Origin of the sequence: Actinoplanes sp. NPDC049599 (assembly GCF_044465625.1) — a bacterium.
Classification (GTDB): domain Bacteria; phylum Actinomycetota; class Actinomycetes; order Mycobacteriales; family Micromonosporaceae; genus Actinoplanes.
On record NZ_JBITLX010000009.1, the window covers coordinates 198,591 to 218,092 of the forward strand.

At 73.2% G+C, this 19,502-nt stretch carries 15 protein-coding genes and 1 pseudogene; 8 read left to right on the forward strand and 8 right to left on the reverse strand.

Annotated elements, in window-relative coordinates; all coding sequences use genetic code 11:
- Nucleotides 1-119: 119 nt before the first annotated feature.
- The 3 genes from ACIBQZ_RS19055 to acnA form a co-directional block, all read right to left on the reverse strand.
- Complete coding sequence (locus ACIBQZ_RS19055; RefSeq protein WP_396090018.1) at nt 120-365, reverse strand: DUF2630 family protein; 246 nt, start codon at nt 363-365, stop codon at nt 120-122.
- Nucleotides 366-389: 24 nt separating this feature from the next.
- A complete protein-coding gene (locus ACIBQZ_RS19060) occupies nt 390-1,130 on the reverse strand; it encodes a winged-helix domain-containing protein (RefSeq protein WP_396090019.1) in 741 nt (246 codons plus the stop codon).
- A gap of 100 nt (nt 1,131-1,230) precedes the next feature.
- Nucleotides 1,231-4,002, reverse strand: a complete 2,772-nt coding sequence (gene acnA / locus ACIBQZ_RS19065) for an aconitate hydratase AcnA (protein ID WP_396090020.1) — start codon at nt 4,000-4,002, stop codon at nt 1,231-1,233.
- 188 nt (nt 4,003-4,190) lie between these two features.
- On the opposite strand from acnA, the gene ACIBQZ_RS19070 reads away from it, so the two are divergent.
- Together ACIBQZ_RS19070 and pulA are read left to right on the forward strand one after the other, a co-directional pair.
- The gene (locus ACIBQZ_RS19070; protein WP_396090021.1) at nt 4,191-4,580 is read left to right on the forward strand and encodes a hypothetical protein; all 390 of its coding nucleotides are present in this window, start codon (nt 4,191-4,193) and stop codon (nt 4,578-4,580) included.
- A 31-nt stretch (nt 4,581-4,611) separates the two neighbouring features.
- Nucleotides 4,612-7,881 (forward strand): pullulanase-type alpha-1,6-glucosidase, encoded by a 3,270-nt coding sequence (pulA, locus tag ACIBQZ_RS19075; RefSeq protein WP_396090022.1) that lies wholly within the window; start codon nt 4,612-4,614, stop codon nt 7,879-7,881.
- A gap of 12 nt (nt 7,882-7,893) precedes the next feature.
- Here pulA and ACIBQZ_RS19080 read toward each other — a convergent pair whose 3' ends face one another.
- Nucleotides 7,894-10,800, reverse strand: a complete 2,907-nt coding sequence (locus tag ACIBQZ_RS19080) for an ATP-binding protein (RefSeq protein WP_396090023.1) — start codon at nt 10,798-10,800, stop codon at nt 7,894-7,896.
- 146 nt (nt 10,801-10,946) lie between these two features.
- On the opposite strand from ACIBQZ_RS19080, the gene ACIBQZ_RS19085 reads away from it, so the two are divergent.
- Nucleotides 10,947-11,396 carry a hypothetical protein gene (locus tag ACIBQZ_RS19085; protein WP_396090024.1) on the forward strand — a complete coding sequence of 150 codons (450 nt, stop codon included), beginning with the start codon at nt 10,947-10,949 and terminating at the stop codon, nt 11,394-11,396.
- A gap of 10 nt (nt 11,397-11,406) precedes the next feature.
- On the opposite strand, the gene ACIBQZ_RS19090 is transcribed toward ACIBQZ_RS19085, so the two are convergent.
- Both ACIBQZ_RS19090 and ACIBQZ_RS19095 read right to left on the reverse strand, forming a co-directional pair.
- Nucleotides 11,407-12,882 (reverse strand): aminopeptidase P family protein, encoded by a 1,476-nt coding sequence (locus ACIBQZ_RS19090; RefSeq protein WP_396090025.1) that lies wholly within the window; start codon nt 12,880-12,882, stop codon nt 11,407-11,409.
- 82 nt (nt 12,883-12,964) lie between these two features.
- Nucleotides 12,965-13,636 carry a superoxide dismutase gene (locus ACIBQZ_RS19095; protein WP_396090026.1) on the reverse strand — a complete coding sequence of 224 codons (672 nt, stop codon included), beginning with the start codon at nt 13,634-13,636 and terminating at the stop codon, nt 12,965-12,967.
- 116 nt (nt 13,637-13,752) lie between these two features.
- Here ACIBQZ_RS19095 and ACIBQZ_RS19100 point away from each other — a divergent pair, with 116 nt between their 5' ends.
- The 5 genes from ACIBQZ_RS19100 (at nt 13,753) to ACIBQZ_RS19120 (ending at nt 17,128) form a co-directional block, all read left to right on the forward strand.
- Complete coding sequence (locus tag ACIBQZ_RS19100) at nt 13,753-14,694, forward strand: carbohydrate kinase (RefSeq protein ID WP_396090027.1); 942 nt, start codon at nt 13,753-13,755, stop codon at nt 14,692-14,694.
- 42 nt (nt 14,695-14,736) lie between these two features.
- The gene (locus tag ACIBQZ_RS19105) at nt 14,737-14,859 is read left to right on the forward strand and encodes a hypothetical protein (protein WP_396090028.1); all 123 of its coding nucleotides are present in this window, start codon (nt 14,737-14,739) and stop codon (nt 14,857-14,859) included.
- A gap of 66 nt (nt 14,860-14,925) precedes the next feature.
- Nucleotides 14,926-15,744: an alpha/beta fold hydrolase gene (locus ACIBQZ_RS19110; RefSeq protein ID WP_396090029.1), complete on the forward strand. Its 819-nt coding sequence runs from the start codon at nt 14,926-14,928 to the stop codon at nt 15,742-15,744.
- On the forward strand, nt 15,741-16,736 hold the full coding sequence (locus tag ACIBQZ_RS19115; RefSeq protein WP_396090030.1) for a sigma-70 family RNA polymerase sigma factor: 996 nt from the start codon (nt 15,741-15,743) through the stop codon (nt 16,734-16,736). The genes ACIBQZ_RS19110 and ACIBQZ_RS19115 overlap by 4 nt, the downstream gene beginning before the upstream one ends.
- A complete protein-coding gene (locus ACIBQZ_RS19120; protein WP_396090031.1) occupies nt 16,733-17,128 on the forward strand; it encodes a hypothetical protein in 396 nt (131 codons plus the stop codon). The genes ACIBQZ_RS19115 and ACIBQZ_RS19120 overlap by 4 nt, the downstream gene beginning before the upstream one ends.
- 64 nt (nt 17,129-17,192) lie before the next feature.
- Here the strand turns inward: ACIBQZ_RS19120 and ACIBQZ_RS19125 are convergent, their stop codons facing one another.
- Both ACIBQZ_RS19125 and ACIBQZ_RS19130 read right to left on the reverse strand, forming a co-directional pair.
- Nucleotides 17,193-17,585 (reverse strand): thioesterase family protein, encoded by a 393-nt coding sequence (locus tag ACIBQZ_RS19125; RefSeq protein ID WP_396090032.1) that lies wholly within the window; start codon nt 17,583-17,585, stop codon nt 17,193-17,195.
- Between the two features lie 510 nt (nt 17,586-18,095).
- Nucleotides 18,096-19,502, reverse strand: a pseudogene (locus ACIBQZ_RS19130) (PH domain-containing protein); the annotation flags it as partial.

Consider the following 19,502-nt stretch of genomic DNA (forward strand, 5'->3'; position numbering starts at 1 on the left):
GCGCCCGGGGGGGGGGGGGGGGGGGGCGCGCGGGGGGGGGCGGGGGGGGGGGGGGGGGGGGGGGGGGGGTGTGGGGGGGGGGGGGGGGGGGGGGGGGGGGCGCGCCCCCCGCGACCGCGTCACTGGATGTAGCCCTCGACCTCGCCGGTGCTGTGCGCCTGCTCGCCGTCCGGGTCGTTGCCGAACTCCCGGGCCGCGCGCCGCCGGCGCAGCAGGTCCCAGCACTGGTCCAGGGCTTCCTCGAGCTCCTTGAGCCGGGTGTGCTCATCGTCGCTGCTGATCTCGCCGCGGCTCAGCTGCTGGCGGAGTTTGTGCTCCTCGTCCACCAGGCCGTTGATCCGGCTCAGCACAGTTTTGTCATCCATGACCCAGAGCCTTGCACACGGCTCTCAGGCCTCGGTGGCCACCGCTGCCAGGATCTCCCACTCGCCGGCCAGCGGCTGCGGCTTGGCCTGCGGCGGCAGCACCAGCTTGTAGCCGACCTGGCGGACGGTGCCGATCATCGACTCGTACTCGCTGCCGAGCTTGGCGCGCAGCCGGCGCACGTGCACGTCGACCGTGCGGTGCCCGCCGAAGTAGTCGAAGCCCCACACCTCGCGCAGCAGCTGGTCGCGGCTGAACACCCGGCCCGGGTGCTGGGCGAGGAACTTGAGCAGCTCGAACTCCTTGTAGGTCAGGTCGAGCGTGCGGCCCTTGAGCCGCGCCGAGTAGGTGTGCGGGTCGATCGCCAGCTCACCCGCGGTCACTTGGTCGCCGGTGCCGCCGGCGACGCCGCCGGAGATGCGGGCGGCGGTGAGCCGCAGCCGGGCCTCGACCTCGGCCGGGCCGGCGGTGGTCAGCAGCACGTCGTCGAGGCCCCAGTCGGCGGCCATCGCGACCAGTCCCGCCTCCTCGACCACGGCGAGCAGCGGCACCCGCAGCCCGGTGGTGCGCAGCATGCGGCACAGGTCGCGGGCCTCGAGCAGGTCGCGGCGCGCGTCCACCAGCACCACGTCGGGATCGTTGCCCGCGAGCAGGGCCTGGACGTCGTAGGTGCCGACCCGCAGGGAGTGCCGCAGCAGGTCGAGCGCCGGCAGCGCCCGATCCTCCTGCCCGGTGGCGGGTCGGGTGGCCAGCAGCAGGATCTCCATGGAGTCAGCGTGCAACACGCATGTTTCGAAACGTGTTCTTCATACAGAACACCCCGCCATCCTTCTGCGATGACGGGGTGTTCTTGGGCACATCGGCGTTTCAGCTGGTCAGCATCTTCCGCAGGACGTACTGCAGGATGCCGCCGTGGCGGTAGTAGTCCGCCTCGCCGGGGGTGTCGATCCGGACGTCGGCGTCGAACTCGACGCCGGTGTCCGTCAGCACCTTGACCGTCGACGGGATGCCGCCGTCGTTGAGCGCCTCGACGCCGGTGATCGTGAACGTCTCGGTGCCGGTCAGGCCCAGCGACTCCGCGCCGGTCTTCGGCGGGAACTGCAGCGGGAGCACACCCATGCCGATCAGGTTCGAACGGTGGATGCGCTCGTACGACTCGGCGATGACAGCGCGCACGCCCAGCAGCATGGTGCCCTTGGCCGCCCAGTCGCGCGACGAGCCGGAGCCGTACTCCTTGCCCGCGAGGATGACCAGCGGGACGCCGGCCTCCTTGTACGCGACCGAGGCGTCGTAGATGCTGGTCTGCTCGCCGGTCAGGTGGTTGACGGTGAAGCCGCCCTCCACCCCGGGGACGAGCTGGTTGCGCAGCCGGATGTTGGCGAAGGTGCCGCGGATCATCACCTCGTGGTTGCCGCGCCGCGAGCCGTACGAGTTGAACTCGTGCTTGGGCACCCCGTGCTCGGCCAGGTACCGGCCGGCCGGGGAGTCGGCCTTGATCGAGCTGGCCGGCGAGATGTGGTCGGTGGTGACCGAGTCGCCCAGCTTGGCCAGCACCCGCGCGCCGGCGATGTTGGTGACCGGCGACGGGTCGGCCTGCATGCCCTCGAAGTACGGGGGCTTGCGCACGTAGGTGGACTCCTCGGCCCACTCGAAGGTCTTGCCCTCCGGGGTGGGCAGCGACTGCCACTGCTCGTCGCCGGCGAACACGTCCTGGTAGGCCGTGCTGAAGCCGGTCGCGCCGATGGCCGCCGCGATGACCTCGTCGATCTCCTTGGCGCTGGGCCAGATGTCGGCGAGGTAGACCGGCTTGCCGTCCGAGCCGGTGCCCAGCGGCTCGGTGGTGATGTCCAGGTCCATCGTGCCGGCCAGCGCGTACGCGACCACCAGCGGCGGCGAGGCCAGGTAGTTCATCTTGATGTCCGGGTTGATCCGGCCCTCGAAGTTGCGGTTGCCGGAGAGCACGCTGACCGCGGTGAGGTCGGCCTCGTTGACCGCGGCCGAGATCGCCTCGGGCAGCGGGCCGGAGTTGCCGATGCAGGTGGTGCAGCCGTAACCGACCAGGTTGAAGCCGAGCTTGTCCAGGTACGGGGTGAGCCCCGCGCGGTCGTAGTAGTCCATGACGACCTTGGAGCCCGGCGCCAGCGTGGTCTTGACCCACGGCTTGCGGTTCAGGCCCTTCTCGACCGCGTTCCGGGCGAGCAGCGCGGCACCGATCATGACCTGCGGGTTCGAGGTGTTGGTGCAGGACGTGATCGCGGCGATGCCGACGAAACCGTGGTCCAGCTCGAACTCGCTGCCGTCCTCGCCGACCACCCGGGTGGGCTTGGACGGCCGCCCGGTGGCACCGTCGGCCGCGCTGAAGACGTGGGGCTTGTCGGCCGCCGATACCTCGTGGTTGGCCGGCGGGTCGCTGGCCGGGAAGGACTCGTCGCTGGCCTCGTCGGCGGGGCCGACGGCGCTGACGTAGTTGGCGAGCGCGTCGCGGAACATCGGCTTGGCCCGGTCCAGCGGGACCCGGTCCTGCGGGCGCTTGGGGCCGGCCAGCGACGGCACGATCGTGGACAGGTCCAGCTCGAGGCGCTCGGAGTAGTTCGGCTCCGCGGCCGGGTCGTGCCACAGGCCCTGGCGCTTCGCGTACGCCTCGACCAGCGCGACCTGCTGCTCGGCGCGGCCGGTGAGCTTGAGGTACTTGATCGTCTCGTCGTCGATCGGGAAGATCGCCACGGTCGAGCCGTACTCGGGCGACATGTTGCCGATGGTGGCCCGGTTGGCCAGCGGCACGGCGCTGACGCCGGGGCCGTAGAACTCGACGAACTTGCTGACCACGCCGTGCTCGCGGAGCATCTCGGTGATGGTCAGCACCAGGTCGGTGGCGGTGGTGCCGGCCGGCATCTCGCCGTGCAGCTTGAAGCCGACGACCCGCGGGATCAGCATGCTCACCGGCTGGCCGAGCATCGCGGCCTCGGCCTCGATGCCGCCGACGCCCCAGCCCAGCACGCCCAGGCCGTTGACCATGGTGGTGTGCGAGTCGGTGCCGACGACGGTGTCCGGGTATGCCTGGCCGCCGCGCTCCATGATCGTGCGGGCCAGGTACTCGATGTTGACCTGGTGCACGATGCCGGTGCCGGGCGGGACGACCTTGAACTCGTTGAACGCGGTCTGGCCCCACCGCAGGAACTGGTAGCGCTCGCGGTTGCGCTGGTATTCCAGCTCGACGTTGCGGGCGAAGGCGTCCTCGCGGCCGAACAAGTCGGCGATCACCGAGTGGTCGATGACCAGCTCGGCGGGGGCGAGGGGGTTCACCTTCGTCGGGTCGCCGCCCAGCTCCTTGACGGCCTCGCGCATGGTGGCGAGGTCGACCACGCAGGGGACGCCGGTGAAGTCCTGCATCAGCACCCGCGCCGGGGTGAACTGGATCTCCACGCTCGGGTCGGCGGTGGGATCCCAGCCGCCCAGGGCCCGGATGTGGTCGGCGGTGATGTTCGCGCCGTCCTCCGTGCGGAGCAGGTTCTCCAGCAGGATCTTCAGGGAGTACGGCAGGCGGTCATGCCCGTCGACCTTGTCGATCGTGAAAATCTCGTAGCTCGCGTCTGCGACGCGTAGCTCGCTCTTCGCACCAAAGGTGTCGAGGCTGGCCACGTCATCTCCTTCACACCCAGCGACCGTGAGTAGTCCTCATCAGTCTGTCCCACCGGTGACGGGCGCCTGCCGGTTAGGTTGTCCTAACTCAGGGTTCACGTCTTTCCTAAACCGTACGTCCGTCTTGTTATGCGGTGCAACCCGGGCCCGGGGTTTGCCACCACCCCCGCGGGGGAACTGCGCGTCCCGTGAAGGCACCTACGGATCTGGATCACCTCACGGACTTCTTCGACCGCTACGGCTCGGCTCTGACCACGGGAGACGTGTCCGCGGTGGCGAATTGCTACGCGCTGCCCGGGATGGTGGTCTCGGACTCGTACAGCTTCACCTTCGCCTCGCCGGCGGCGGTGGCGCTGTCCTTCCTCGGGGCTGCTCCGGCGTACAACGAGCAGCAGATCGTCGCCGCCCACGCGCAGCTGCGCGACGTGCAGCGGCTCAGCCCGGCGCTGGCCATGGTCGCCGTGGAGTGGGAGTACCTGGACAGCCTCGGCAACGCGGTCCCGGGGGAGAGCTACCGGTACCTGATCCGGGTCGACGCGGACGGCCCGCGGATCACCACCGTGATCGCGACGCACTGAAACTGACGCACCCCGGTGCCATCATGTGCAGGTGACCACGATCGAGATCGCCTCGCCGGAGGCATTGACCGAGCTGAGCAGGCCGCACTGGCTGGTCGTGCACTACCGCCGCGAGGACGAGGGCTACGGCGACTGGTCACTGCACGCCTGGGGTGACATCGCCCCGGACGCGATCACCGGCTTCCCGGGCGGTCACCCGTTCGCCGGCACCGACGACTACGGCCGCTTCGCCTGGGTGCGGCTGGCCGACGGGGCCCGCGACGTCGGGTTCCTGGTCGTCGATCACACCGGCGCCAAGGACGTGCCCGTCGACCGGCGGGTCGACCCCGCCGTCACGCCGCGGATCTGGCTCCGCCCCGGCGACCCCGAGATCTATCCGAGCGCGGCCGCGGCCGGCTGGAGCAGCGAGATCCCGGCCGAAGACGGCATCGCGGTGCTGCACTACCGCCGCGACGACGCCGACTACGCGGGCTGGGGCCTGCACGCCTGGGAGGGCACGCCGCGCAAGCCGCTGTGGCACGCGCCGCTCGCGCCCGCCGCGTTCGACGCCTTCGGCGCGGTCTTCCGGGTGCCGGTCCGGCCGGAGGCCGCCGGCCTGCGCTTCGTCCTGCACCGCGAGGACGTCAAGGACCTGCCCGTCGACCAGCGTCTGGACCTGACCCGGAGCCACGAGGTGTGGCTGCTGGCCGGCACCGCCGCGCCCGTCCTGCCCGACGTCCGCTCGCTCGGCCCCGAGCTCGACCCGGCCCGGTCCCTGGCGGTGTTCCTCGACCGCACCACGCTGGCCCTGCCGCCGCACCTGGCCGACCTGGCCGAGAGCTTCACGCTGGTGGCGGCCCCGGAGGGTGGCCTGCGCCGCACCGGCGACGAGCTGACCGGCGAGCGCACCACGCTGCCGCTGACCCCGCGCCCCGGCGGGCTGCTGCAGACGCAGAGCCGGCACTTCCCGCACCTGCGGGCCTACCGCGCGTTCGCCGTGCCGGAGCTGGGCGACGCCGCCCTGGGGCTGCTGCTGCGCGGCCAGCTGCTGGTGGCCGGCCACGACCCGGCCGGGCGGCTCACCGCGCTGACCGCGGTGCAGCTGCCGGGCGTGCTCGACGACCTGTACGCCGACGCCGCCGACGCCGAGCTCGGCGTGGTCATGGACGAGCAGCGGCCCACCGTCTCGGTGTGGGCGCCGACCGCACGCGCCGTCGAGCTGGAGCTGTCCCGCACCCCCGGCGACGACGAGCCGAAGATCCTGCCGATGGAGCGCGACCCGGTGACCGGCGTGTGGTCGATCGCCGGCAAGCGCAAGTGGCTCGGCCGCTACTACCGGTTCCGGGTCGAGGTGTGGCACCCGGCGGCGCAGCGCGTGGTGACCAGCAGCGTGACAGACCCCTATTCGCTGTCGCTGTCGGTGGATTCCACGCACAGCCAGCTCGTCGACCTGGCCGACCCGGAGCTGATGCCGCCGGGCTGGCAGACCCGGGCCAAGCCGCCGGCCGTCGCCCCCGCCCGGATGCAGATCTCCGAGGTGCACGTCCGCGACTTCTCCATCGCCGACACCACCGTGCCGGCCGCGCTGCGCGGCACCTACCTGGCCTTCACCCGGAGCGACTCGGCCGGGATGCGGCACCTGCGGATGCTCGCCGACGCCGGGCTCACCCACGTGCACCTGCTGCCCGCGTTCGACTACGCGACCGTGCCGGACCGCCGGGCCGACCAGGCGGTGCCGAAGTGCGACCTGGCCGCGTTCCCGCCGGATTCGGCGGAGCAGCAGCGGGCGGTGATGGCGGTCGCCGCCGAGGACGGTTTCAACTGGGGGTACGACCCGCTGCACTACACGACGCCGGAGGGCAGCTTCGCCGTCGAGCCGGCCGGCAGCGCGCGGATCCTGGAGTTCCGCGCGATGGTCGCGGCGCTGCACGCGGCCGGCCTGCGGGTGATCATGGACGTCGTCTACAACCACACGATGGCCGACGGGCTGGCGCCGTGGAGCGTGCTGGACAAGGTCGTCCCCGGCTACTACCACCGGCTGCTCGACGACGGCACGGTCGCCGAGTCCACCTGCTGCTCCAACACCGCGCCCGAGCACATGATGATGGGCCGGCTGGTGGTCGACTCGATCGTCACCTGGGCGCGCGACTACCAGGTGGACGGCTTCCGCTTCGACCTGATGGGCCACCACCCGCGCGCCAACATCCTGGAGACCCGGGTCACCCTGGACCACCTCGACCCCGACATCTACCTGTACGGCGAGGGCTGGAATTTCGGGGAGATCGCGTACGACGCCCGGTTCGTGCAGGCGACGCAGGTCAACATGGCCGGCACCGGGATCGGCACGTTCAACGACCGGCTGCGGGACGCGGTCCGCGGGGGCGGCTCGTTCGGTGACGACCCGTCGGTGCAGGGCTTCGCGACCGGGCTGGGCGCGGCGACCCCGCTGGCCGTGCACGACCGGATCAAGGTGGGGCTCTCCGGGGCGCTGGCGACGTACCGGTTCGTGACGCACACCGGCGCCGAGCTCAGCGGCGCCCAGATCGACTACAACGGCTCGCCGAGCGGTTACGCGGCGACCCCGGGGGAGTCCGTCACCTATGTGGACGCCCACGACAACGAGATCCTGTACGACGCGATGGCGTTCAAGCTGCCGCCGGCGCTCCCGATGATCGAGCGCGCCCGGATGCAGGTGCTGGCGCTCTCCCTGGTGGTGCTCGGCCAGGGCGTCGGCTTCGTCGCGCTCGGCACGGAACGGCTGCGGTCGAAGTCGCTGGACCGCAACTCCTACGACTCGGGCGACTGGTTCAACCAGATCCGCTGGAACGGCGCCGACGGCAACGGCTTCGGCATCGGCCTGCCACCGGCGGCCGACAACGAGGACAAGTGGCCCTGGGCCCGCCCGCTGCTCGCCGACCCCGGGCTGGTCCCGTCCCCGGAGATCATGGACCTGGCCGCGGCCCGGTATGCGGAACTGCTGCGCGTCCGCCGGTCCTCGCCGGTCTTCGGGCTGCCCACCGCCGAGGAGGTGCAGCACCGGCTGACGTTTCCGCTGGGCGGGCCGCGGGAGAGCCCGGGCGTGATCGTGATGTGCCTGGACGGCACCGGCCTGGACCCGCGCTGGGGCACCGTGACGGTGGTCTTCAACGCCACCGAGGAGCCGACCACGCAGCACGTCCCGGCGCTGGCGGAGGTGCCCCTGGGCCTGCACCCGGAGCTGGCGGCGTCGGCGGATCCGCTGCTGCGGACGGCCACCGCGACGGCCGGGACGCTCACCGTGCCGGCCCGTTCCGTGGCGGTGTTCGTCGCCGAGCTGAGCTGACCTCCGCGCCGGTCAGTCGCAGGCGGGTGGCCGGCTGGGCAGGGTGACGATGAAGGCGGTGCCGCCGTCCGGGCCGGCCGGTTCCGCCGTGAGCGTGCCCTCGTGCGCGTCGATGATGGCCTTGCTGATGGTCAGCCCGAGCCCGGTGCCCTTGATGCCCTGCGACACGGCGTTGGTGGCGCGGAAGAACCGGTCGAACAGGTTCGACCGCTCCGCCGCCGGGATCCCGATGCCGGTGTCGGAGATCCGCAGCGTCGTCGTGCCGTCGTTGTCGTGGCGGCCGGTGACCGTCACGCAGCCGTCCCGGGGCGTGTACTTGACGGCGTTGGAGACCAGGTTGTCCAGCACCTGCCGCAGCCGGATCGGGTCGGCGTGCACGGGCAGGTGCCGGGCCATGTCGACGGTGACGGTGATGCCCTTGGCGGCGGCGTCGGGGCGGCGGGCGTCGATGCTGTCGACCACCAGCCGGATCAGCGAGACCGGCCGCGGCTCCAGCCGCAGCTGCCCGGCGTCGATCCGGGCCGTGTCCAGCAGGTCGTCGACGAGCCCCTGCATGTGCGCGCTGTGCTTGTCGATCACCGTGGCGAGGTGCCGGTGGTCCGCGGTCAGCTCCGAGTCGTCGAGCAGCATCTCGGTGTAGCCGCGGATGGTGGCCAGCGGATTGCGCAGCTCGTGGCTGACCAGGGCGACCAGCTCGTCCTTGAGCCGGTCCAGCTCGCGCAGCCGGCTGTTCTGCTGCTGCTGGTCGCGCAGCGCATGGTCGCGTCGTTCGGTCAGCTCCCGGCGGGCGGTGACGTCGGTGGCGATGCCGTCGACGTAGAGGATGCCGTCCTCGCGGCGAGGCACCGACCGGATCCAGACCCAGCGGGTGACGCCGTCCAGGCCGTGCAGGCGGACCTCGGCGTCGGCCGCGCTGCCGCTCATCACGGAGTCCCGCAGCCCGGCCAGGAGCACCCGGTCGTCCGTGTGCACGTATTCCGCCAGCGCCATCGCGATGTCGGTGCCGGCGGGCAGCTGCTCACCCAGGATGCCGCTGCTGTCGGGGCTGACGTAGACGGGGGTGGGCCGGCCGCCGGGCGGGAAGGTGAAGGTCCACACGTAGTCGTTGACCTGGGAGACGACCCGGTCGAGGGCGCGCCGGGTGGCGGCCAGGGTCAGGGCGAGCTCTTCCGCGCGGCGGCGTTCCAGGTGCCGGCCGAGGTGCGCGCAGACGCCGTCGAGCATGGCCAGCAGGTCGGCGTCGGGATCCTGCGCGGCCGTGCTCAGGAACAGCAGCACGCCGAGGACCCGGGCGTCGCTGCGGACCGGCAGGCCGATGACGGTGTGCCGGTCGTCGGCCGGGTCGGGGGTCCACAGGTCGGTGCCGGTCTCCCAGACGGTCCCGGCCGGTCCGGTGCCGCGCGGCAGCACGGACGGCTCGCCGGCCGCGGCCCCCGGCGGCTGCGCGGGATCGGTCCAGCAACAGATCCGGTCGATCGTGCCCGCGGCGTCGTCGGTGCGCCAGAACTCCCCGCGGGCCCAGCCCAGGGCGGTGGCGATCGCGGCGACGGCGTCGGTCGCGGCCTGCTCCGCGCTGCCGGCGTCGGCCAGCACCCGGGCCACCGCGTACTGGGTCTGCTGGAGCACCGCGGCACGGTGCTGATCGGTGACGTCGTGCAGCGCGGCGACCGCACCGAGGCGCCGGCCGTCGGCGGTGGTGATCGGCCGGGCGTTCGCGACCATCCGGCGGCGCCGGCCGTCGGCCGCCAGGATCGCCAGCTCCTGGCCCTCGACGTGCTCTCCGGTGTACGCCCGGGCCAGCGGCAGCTCCGCGGGCTCCAGCGGGCGTACGCCGTCCGCGGCGTAGACACGGTCCGGCCCGGGCCGCGAGGTGACTGTGTGCCGGCCCTCGCCGAGTTCGTAGAGGTGGCGCAGGGCGGCGTTGCGCAGCACGAGCCGGCCGTCGGCGTCGCAGGCCACCACGCCGGTGTCCAGGCTGTCGAGCAGCGAGTGCAGGTAGGTCCGGTCGTCGGCGACCTGCTGCTCGGCCGCGGTACGGCCGCTGATGTCGTGCAGGAACGCGTGGCAGACCGGGGCGCCGTCCTCCTGCACAACCTGCAGGGTCATCTCGATCGGGAACTCCCGCCCGGACCGGTCGACGGCGGCCAGTTCCAGGCGCTGGCCGGACAGGATCGACACGCCGGAGTCCCGGACCCGGCGCAGCCCGGCGTCGTGCGCGGCCCGGCACCGGGCCGGCAGGATCAGGTCACCGACCGGCCGGCCGAGGGCCTCCACCGGCGGGTAGCCGAACAGGGCCGCGGCGGCGGCGTTCCATGCGGTGACCATGCCGTCGGCGTCGGCGGACACGAACGCGTCGTTGGCCGTGTCCAGCACCCGGTGCATGCGTTCGGTGGCCAGCAGCAGGTCGCGGTTGGCCATCCGCAGCGCGATCTCGGTCTCGACCGCGGTGGCCAGCGCCTGCACGATCGCGAGCTCCTGCGCCGTCCAGTGCCGGGGCACGGTGTCGATCACGCAGAATGCCCCCAGCACCGCGCCGTCGGGCGAGTGCAGCGGGAAGGCGGCGTAGGCCACGGCGTGCAGGTCCTCGATCGCCGGGTTGTTGCTGAGCCGGTCGTCGGTGTGCGCGTCCGGCACGACCAGCGGGGCGTCGTCGGTGACCACGTACTGGCAGAACGAGTGCGACAGCGGGGTGCCGTGCACCGCCCACGGCGCCGTGATGCCGACCTGGCTCACGAAGACCTGGCGGTCGGCGTCGACCAGCGTGACCAGGGCCATCGGGGCGCCCACCTGCTGGGCCGCCGAGTGCACCAGCCGGTCCAGCGACGGGTAGCAGCCGGCCGCCAGCAGCCCGGTCTCGCGCAGCTCCCGCAGGCGTGCGGCATCACCAAGCCGGTCCACCCCGGCGCTGCCGTTGTCCACGTCCTACCCATCGTCCGGTTCCCGCGCGGGATGAGCGTGTAGCGGGTCACCCCGCGCGGGTGATGGGGTGGCGGTGGCGTTGCGCGGGTCTGGAAACATGGGCGCGGCCCGCCGGACGGCGGACGTTCCCGAGCTCGGAGGTCATCGTGCGGTACGCCCGGGCGTTGTGCGGCATCGCGCTGGTTACGGCCCTGGCCGGCTGCACGGGCGGCGAGCCGGCCGCCGCGCCGCCCGCCTTCGTCACGCCCGCGTCGGCGCCGGCCTGGAGCGAGCCGGCCGACTACGGGTTTGTCGTCGACCGGCAGTGCGAGGGCGGCCCGTCCCTGGGCAAGTACCGGGTCACGGTCGCCGCCCGCGAGGTCACCGGTGTCGAGCGGATCGACGGCCGGACGGCCTCCGGCGAGGAGGAGATCGAGGTGCCGAGCCTGGGCGGGCTGCTGGAGCTGGCCCGCACCGCGGCCGACGACGGCGGCGCTATGACGGTCAAGGCCGACCCGGCCGACGGTCACCCGGTCGTGGTGTCCTTCGACGTCTCCGACGACAGCGGCGAGGCGGTCAGCTGCTTCGTGATCTCCGAATACGCCCCGCGCGGCTAGCCGGCGCCTCCTACTCGGGCAGCCGGGGGCCCGCCTCGCGCTGCGCGGCCAGCCACGCCTCGACCTCGTCGGACGAGCGCGGCAGCCCGGCCGACAGGTTGCGGCAGCCGTCGGCGGTGACCACGACGTCGTCCTCGATGCGGATGCCGATGCCGCGCAGCTCCTCGGGGACCAGCTCGTCCTCGGGCTGGAAGTACAGGCCCGGCTCCACCGTCAGCACGTAGCCCTCGCCGAGCGTGCCGTCGCGGTAGGTCTCCTTGCGGGCCGCCGAGCAGTCGTGCACGTCGATGCCGAGCATGTGGCCGAAGCCGTGCAGCGTCCAGCGGCGGTACACCGTGGACTCCTCGCTCATCGCCTCGTCCACGCTCACCGGCAGCAGGTCCAGGTCCTTCAGGCCCTCGGCGAGCACGCGCATGCAGGTCAGGTGCACGTCCTTGAACTTCACCCCGGGCCGGATCGCGTCCATGCCGGCCTGCTGGGAGGCGTGCACGATGTCGTAGACCTGGCGCTGCAGCGGGGTGAAGGTGCCCGAGACCGGCAGCGTGCGGGTCACGTCGGCGGTGTAGAACGTGCGGCCCTCGACGCCCATGTCCATCAGCAGCAGCTCGCCCGGCTTGGTCACGCCGGTGTTGCGCACCCAGTGCAGGATCGTCGCGTGCGCGCCGGCGCCGACGATGCTGCCGTAGCCGACGTCGTTGCCGTCCGTCCGAGCGCGCAGCCCGAAGACGCCCTCCAGCAGGCGCTCCTTGACGCCGCGGTCGGCGGGCAGGATGCGCGCGACGTCCTCGAAGCCGCGCACGGTGGCGTCGATCGCGTCCTGCAGCTGGGTGATCTCCCACTCGTCCTTGACCAGCTTGAGCTCCGAGATCACTCCGGCCAGCGCGCGGTCGCGGCGCTGCCGCGGGTCGGGCTCGTAGGCCAGGATCGCGCGGTCCACATTGGCGTCGTGGCCGCGCAGCACCCGGGTGCGGGCCGGGGCGCAGTCGGCCAGGCTCGGGCCGAGCTCACCCCAGGGCGCCGTCTCCAGGCCGAGCTCCGTCGACTTCTCGGCCAGGGTGTGCCGGCGGCCGACCCACAGCTCGCCGTCGCGGCTGCGGAAGAACTCGTCGGTCTCCTTGGAGGAGCGCTGGTGGCTGTAGAGGACCGCGTCGTGCCCGGAGCCGCTGGGCCGCAGCACCAGCACGCTGCCGGGGTCGCTGTCGCCGGTCAGGTAGACGAAGTCGCTGGCCGGCCGGAACGGGTAGTCGGTGTCGTTGGCGCGGACCTTCTCGGTGCCGCTGGGGATGATCAGCGTCTCGCCGGGGAACGCGTCGGAGAGCGCGGCGCGGCGCTTGGCGTAGTTGGGCGTCTCCGGCCGGGGTGTGACGCCCAGTGCGTCGTCGCGCCAGCCGCCGCGCATGAACTGCAGGAACGCCTCGGGGAAGTCCGGGTCGTGCGACTCGGTCTTCGGCTCGCTCGGAGTCGTGCCCTCGCTCTGCTCGGCCATGGCCGGCCCTCCCGTCATCCGCGCGTCGTCCCCCGTGCCGTCCTGACGTTACCGCCTCGCCAAGATCAAGAGCAGCCCGGCATCAGCGTGGGCCCAGGGTGAGGCACGCCACGCGCGGCCCGGCCATCCCGGCCTTGCCCGCGGCGGTACGGGTGTGCTCGGCGTGCACGATCAGCGACCGCGGCGGCTCGACCTCGTCGAACGTCCAGTCCAGCCGTGCGGTGACGGTGGCGGCGCCGGCCGCGTCGGCGGTGAAGTCCAGCCACACCTCGTTGCGCGGGTTGGCGTAGGCCGGGTCCACCGAGGGCTTCCTCGGGTCGGCGCTGTGCTGGTAGTGCGGCCCGGCGTCGTCCGGGATCGAGGTGCACGGCCGGGTGTGCAGGTGCGCCCCGTAGGCCCGGCGCGGGACCAGGCCGCGGGCGGTCAGCCGTACCGTCGTGCCCCGCGCGGTCCGGGCGATGTCGACCAGGGCGGTCGCACCCGGCGGGACCACCTGGGGGTCGTAGGTGACGGCCCGCGCGCTCTGCGGGAACGGCAGGAAGGTGCCGCTGACCGTGCCCTCGGCCAGCGGCGCGGCGGCGCCGGGGGTGGGCGCGGACGACGGCCGCTGCGGGCTCGGCGCCCCGCTGACCAGCCACGGCGTCGAGCCGGGCGGCCGGGACGCGGCCGGCCCGGTGGTCGGCCGGGCCGGGCCGGCGCAACCGGTCAGGGTCGCGGTGAGCAGCAGGGGCAGCAGGAGCGCGCGCGGGTGCATGGGCAAATCATGCCAAACAACCGCATATCAGGCATCATTCGGGACTCGCTGGCTTTCTCGCGTTCCGGGCGTAAGGCTGACGGCATCAGGACGGCGGCACGTGGAGGGAAGCGGCGATGGGCTACGCGGTGGTGCTCGGCGAGGCATTGGTGGACCTGCTGGAAACCGCGCGCGACGGCGAGCTGATCTACCGGCAGGCGATCGGCGGCGCCCCGCTCAACGTGGCGGTGGGCGCCACCCGGCTCGGCGGCGATGTGCGCTACTACGGCTCGCTGGGCAACGACACCCTCGGCGACCGGATCGCCGCGTTCCTGCGCCAGCTCGGCGTCGGCACCACCGGCCTGACCCGGGTACCGGTGCCGACCACGCTGGCGGTGACCACCTTCGAGGGCGCCGAGCCGACCTTCCAGTTCTACGGCGAACCGCCCTCGTACGCGCTGCTGCGCCCGGAGGACGTCGACGAGCAGGTGGTCGCCGGTGCCGACGTGGTCTACACCGGCTCGATCTGCCTGATGCGTGAGCCGTTCCGGGCGGCGGCCCGCAAGGCCTGGGCGGTGCCCGGCCCGCTGAAGGTCTTCGACCCGAACGTCCGCCCGAAGCTGCTGCCCGACGCCGCCGCGGTCGGCGCCCTGCGCGAGCTGGTCGAGGGTTTCTTCGCCACCGCCGACCTGGTCAAGCTGAGCTCGGCCGACGCCGAGGTGCTCTGGGACGGCACCGGGCCGGCCGCCGCCGCGGAGCACGTCCTCAAAACCGGCGCGAAGGCGGTCGTGGTCACCTGCGGCGCCAAGGGTGCCTACGTCGCGACGGCGGCGGGCGACGGCGTGCTGCTGACGGCGCCGACGGTCGAAGCGGTGGACGCCACCGGCGCGGGCGACTCGGTGATGGGCGCGCTGATCCGGCGCCTGCTGGCCGACGGAGTGCCGGCCGACGCCGAGGGCTGGCAGAGCTACGTCCGCTTCGCGCTGGCGGTGGCCGGCCTGGTCTGCGAACGCCCCGGCGGCGCGGTGGCGATGCCGACGTACGAGGAGCTCACGGCCCGCTGGGGGGCGCTGCTCTAGCCGCCCGCCTCCTTCGCGGTCCGGGCCGCCGCGCGGATCCGCGTGACCCGGCCGGACATCGCGGTGCGCTTCATGTCCGGCTACGCCCGGCCGATCCTGGCCTCGCAGGGCCGGCTCGACCGCGACGTCAACCTCATCGACACCATCAAGCCGTCCGACCGATGAATTTCCGGTACGGCGGGAGTCACTTCCTCCGACAGCGCGCTATCAGCCCCGTCCCGGAGGACCACGATGACCACGATGTCCCTTGCCGTACCCGGCGCCCGCCTGCACTACGAGGTACGCGGCACCGGCCCGCTCGTGCTGCTGACCGGCGCACCGATGGACGCCCGCGCGTTCGAGCCGCTTGCCGGCCTGCTCGCGCGCGACCACACCGTGCTGACCACCGACCCGCGCGGCATCAACCGGAGCCCGGTCGATGATCCCGGCCGGGACTCCACCCCGGCCGGCCGGGCCGACGACCTCGCCCGGCTGCTGACCCACCTGGACGCCGGGCCGGCCGTGGCGCTCGGCTCCAGCGGCGGCGCGGTCAGCGTGCTGGCGCTCGCCCAGCTCCGGCCCGACCTGGTGCACACGGTGATCGCCCACGAGCCGCCGCTGGAGGACCTGCTGCCCGATCGCGACCAGCTGGCCGCCGCCACCGAGGACATGATCGCCACCTATCTCGCCGGCGACGTCGCGGGCGCCTGGCGGCAGTTCCTGAAGATCGCGAACATCGAGCTGCCGCCCGGGGCCGTCGAGCAGATCTTCCTCGCCGACCGCTCCCCGCAGGCGGTCGCCGACGAGCACTTCCAGTTCGCCCACATGCTGCGGCACACCGCCCGGTGGCGGCCCGACCTGGACCGGCTGCGGTCGGTGCCCACCCGGATCGTGGTCGGCATCGGCGCGGAGTCGGCCGGGCAGCTGTGCGACCGGGCCGCGCGGGCGCTGGCGGACGCCCTGGGCGTAGCGCCGACGATGTTCCCCGGTGATCACGTCGGCTTCGTGGCGCAGCCGGCCGCGTTCGAGCAATGCCTGCGGGTGCTGCTGGAGGCACACTGCAGGGCGTGACCGACACCCGCACCGGCGACCTGGACCGGGCCCGCGACGGCGACGACGAGGCGTTCACCCGTCTCGTCGGGTCGTTGCGCCGGGAACTGCACGCGCACTGCTACCGGATGCTCGGCTCCACCCACGACGCCGACGACGCGTTGCAGGACGCGTTGCTGCGGGCGTGGCGCGGGCTGGCCGGCTTCGAGAGCCGCAGCTCGCTGCGCTCGTGGCTCTACACCGTGGCCACCCGGACCTGCCTGGACGCGGTCGAGGCGCGGGGACGGCGGGCGCTGCCCGTGGACCTGGGACCGGCCAGTGCCCGGGCGGTGCTGGGTGACGTGCCGCTGGACGGGGTCGCGTGGCTCGGGCCGTACCCGGGTGGGGAGCTGCCCCGCGCCCACCCGGCCGCGCGCTACGAACAGCGCGAGGCGATCGAGCTGGCGTTCGTCGCCGCCCTGCAGCACCTGCCGGGCAACCAGCGCGCCGCGCTGCTGCTCGTCGAGGTGCTCGGCTTCCCGCCCGCGGAGATCGCCGAGATCATGGCGACCTCGACCGCGTCGGTGAACAGCGCCCTGCAGCGCGCCCGGGCGATCGTGGCACGCAAGGCGCCCGACCACAGCCAGCAGCGCACCCTGCGCAAGCTCGGCGACGCACGGCTGCGGGAGATCGTCACCGGCTACTCGGCGGCGCTGGAACGCGGCGACGTCGACGGGCTGGTCGCGCTGCTGACCGAGGACGTCACGTGGTCGATGCCGCCGCTGCCGCACTGGTATCGCGGGCTCGACGCGGTCACCGACTTCGCGGCCCGGGTGCCGCTGGGCTCGTGCGGCAGCTGGCGCACCGCCGCGGTGACCGCGAACGGGCAGGCCGCGGTCGGCCAGTACCTGGACGGGCGGGCCTGGGCCATCACCGTGCTCACGCTGCGCGGCGCACGGATCTCCGAGCTGACCTCGTTCCTGGGTGCCGGGCACTTCGCGGCGTTCGGCCTACCGGCCAGGATGGGATCATGACGCGATACGCGATCGACGCGCCCACCGCGATCCGGCTGGTCCGCGAGGGCGCCACGGTGGCCGCCGGGCACCAGCTCGTCGCCCCCAACGTGCTGCGCTCGCAGGCGCTGTCGCTGCTCTACCGGGAGGTCCGGCGCGGCGAGCTGGACCGGGCGGGGGCCCGGGCGCTGCTCGACGGGATCACCACGATGAAGATCAGGCTGCTCGGCGACCGGGTGTCGCGGTCGGTGGCCTGGCAATTGGCGGAACAGCTGGGCTGGGAAGACACGGTGGGCGCGGAGTACGTCGCGGTGGCCAAGTTGCAGGCTGATGCATTGGTGACGGCGGATGCCGAGCTGGCCCGGCAGGTCGCGGGCGTGGTCAGGCTCGCACCGTTCGAGGCGTTGTTGTAGGGGCGGTTGGCGCGGGCTGGGTGGCTCGGTCACCGCGCGGGGCGTTCGCGCCGGGCTGGGTGGCTCAGTCGCCGAGGGCCTTGGCGATGAAGCGCTGGCGGTCCAGGAGCACGCGCTCGACCCGGACCTCGGCGACGAGCTCCTCACCGTCGCGGACCACCACATCGAAGATCAGCTTGCGGCCGTCCACCTTGGTCAGCGTGGCGAGCGCGGTGACCCGGTGGCCGAGCGGCGTCGGCGCACGGTGCTCAACCTCGGCGCGCACCCCGACCGTGGTCACCCCGCCGGGCATCTGCCGGGCCGTGGCGGCGACGGTGGCGGCCTCGGCCAGCGCGAGCACCCGGGGCGTGCCGAGCACGGGCACGTCCCCGGAGCCGAGCGCCTGGGCGGTGTCCGCGTCGGTGACGGTCAGCTCCACCCGGGCGCTGAGCCCGGGGGAGAACTCCGGAAGCTCCATGGGCACAGCTTAGGGCTGCGGAGGCCGACGCCAGTAAGCGTCATCCTCGGGCGTGGGTCCGGCCGGCGCGGCCTGCGTGCCGTCGAGGCGTGCCGGCTCGGATTGTCCCGGGTGTGCCTCGTCGTGGGGCGCCGATCCCGGCCACGCTTGATCGTGTGTCCCGGGCCGGGCGGGCGCGGGGCGCGCTTCGTCGTGGGGTCCTGGTCCGGGCAGCGCCCGGTCGGGTGCAGGGGCATGCGGCGGCGCGTGGCCGGACACGGCGGCCGGGCCGGCCGGGTGTTGGCCGGGCGGGAGTTGGCTGGCGGGCAGTTGGCCGGGCGGGAGTTGGTCGGCCGGGAGTTGGCCGGGCGGGAGTTGGCCGGGCGGGAGTTGGCCGGCGGGCAGTTGGCCGGGCGGGAGTTGGTCGGCCGGGAGTTGGTCGGCGGGCAGTTGGCCGGGCGGGAGTTGGCTGGCGGGGTGTTGGTCGGTGGGGTGTTGGTCGGTCGGGGCCTGGGTGCGGAATGCCGGGCCGCGGGCGTGCCGGGCCCGGATCGACAGCTGCTCGGCCAGCCACCAGGCCTCCGCCACGTCGCGGTCCTCGGCCACCCCGGACCGCCCGCCCGCCGTGTCGGCATACACCGTGGCCAGCCGCAGCCTGCGCTGCACCGGCCCCTGCACCACCCGGACGCTCTGCAACCGCGCGTACGGGACCATCGTCAGCTCCCGGGTCAGCAGCCCGGAGCGGGACACGAAGACCTCCGGGGTCAGCCCCGCGCCGAACGACTTCAGCGCGAACGGGTGCAGCCACCGGGCCCGGGCCGGCGGTGGCAGGGTCGCCAGCGCGGCCAGGTCCACCCCCGGCAGGACCTCCCACACCAGGGCGCGGGCGACCGGGAGGTCACCCACCGGCAGCAGGCGGTCGGAGCGTTTGTCGTTGTCCGACTGCGGGCCCGCATACCCGGCGATGTCCAGGCGCATGTGCAGCCACTCGTTGGCCCGCCAGAGCAGTGGCCAGGTCACGCCGATGGACTGGACCCGGTGCAGCGGGACGATCTGGCTGCGGGTCTCCAGCAGGCCGTAGCGGACCGCGAGCCGCCCGGCGGGGTCGCGGGCCAGCCGGAAGTCCCAGTCCTGGAGCACCCGCCGGACCGGTTGCAGCAGCACGCCGGCCATCGCGGTCACCGTGCTGGCGATGCCCACGAAGGTCCACGAGCCCTCCAGCACGAACTGCATGACCACGAAGGCGATGCCGACCGGCAGCAGGAAGGCCTGCGGGGTGAGCAGCTGGCTGATCAGCAGGTCGCGGTTGCTGACCCGGTAGAGCGGTCGCTCCGGCGCGGGAGCGACCGCCGGCTGCGCGGCGGCAGGATCGGAAACCCCGGGGGTACGGCCGGCGAGCGCGAGCAACCGCTGCCGCAGGGCGCCGGCCTCCTTGACCGTCAGGTATGCCAGCGGGGCCTCGGTCTTGCCGCCGCCGACCACCTCCAGCCGCAGCTCGGCGAGCCCGGTGAGCTGGGCCAGCAGCGGCCGGCGCAGCTCGACGGCCTGGAGCCGGTCGAGCGGGATGGCGCGGTTGCGCCGCCAGACCAGCCCGTCCTGGATCCGCAGCTCGCGGCCGACCACGTGGTAGCCGGTGTTCAGCCAGCCGATCACCGCGAAGATCACCACACCGACCGCCACGACGGCGACGACCAGCGCGAACCGCTCGACCCCGACCTGCGACAACGTCTGCCAGCTCAGCGCGGCGACGATGACGGCGATGGACTTGGCGCCGCTGAGCAGCGGGCTGAGCGGATGCAGCCGCCGCCGCGGCTCGTCGACCATGGCGGCCGGCCCGTTCGAACCGGCGAGTGCGACATCGCCGGGCGTGAGGCCGTCCGGCCCGGCTCCGGAAGGAACGGCCGCGTGCGGTTGGGCCGGGTCTGCGCCCGGCACGGG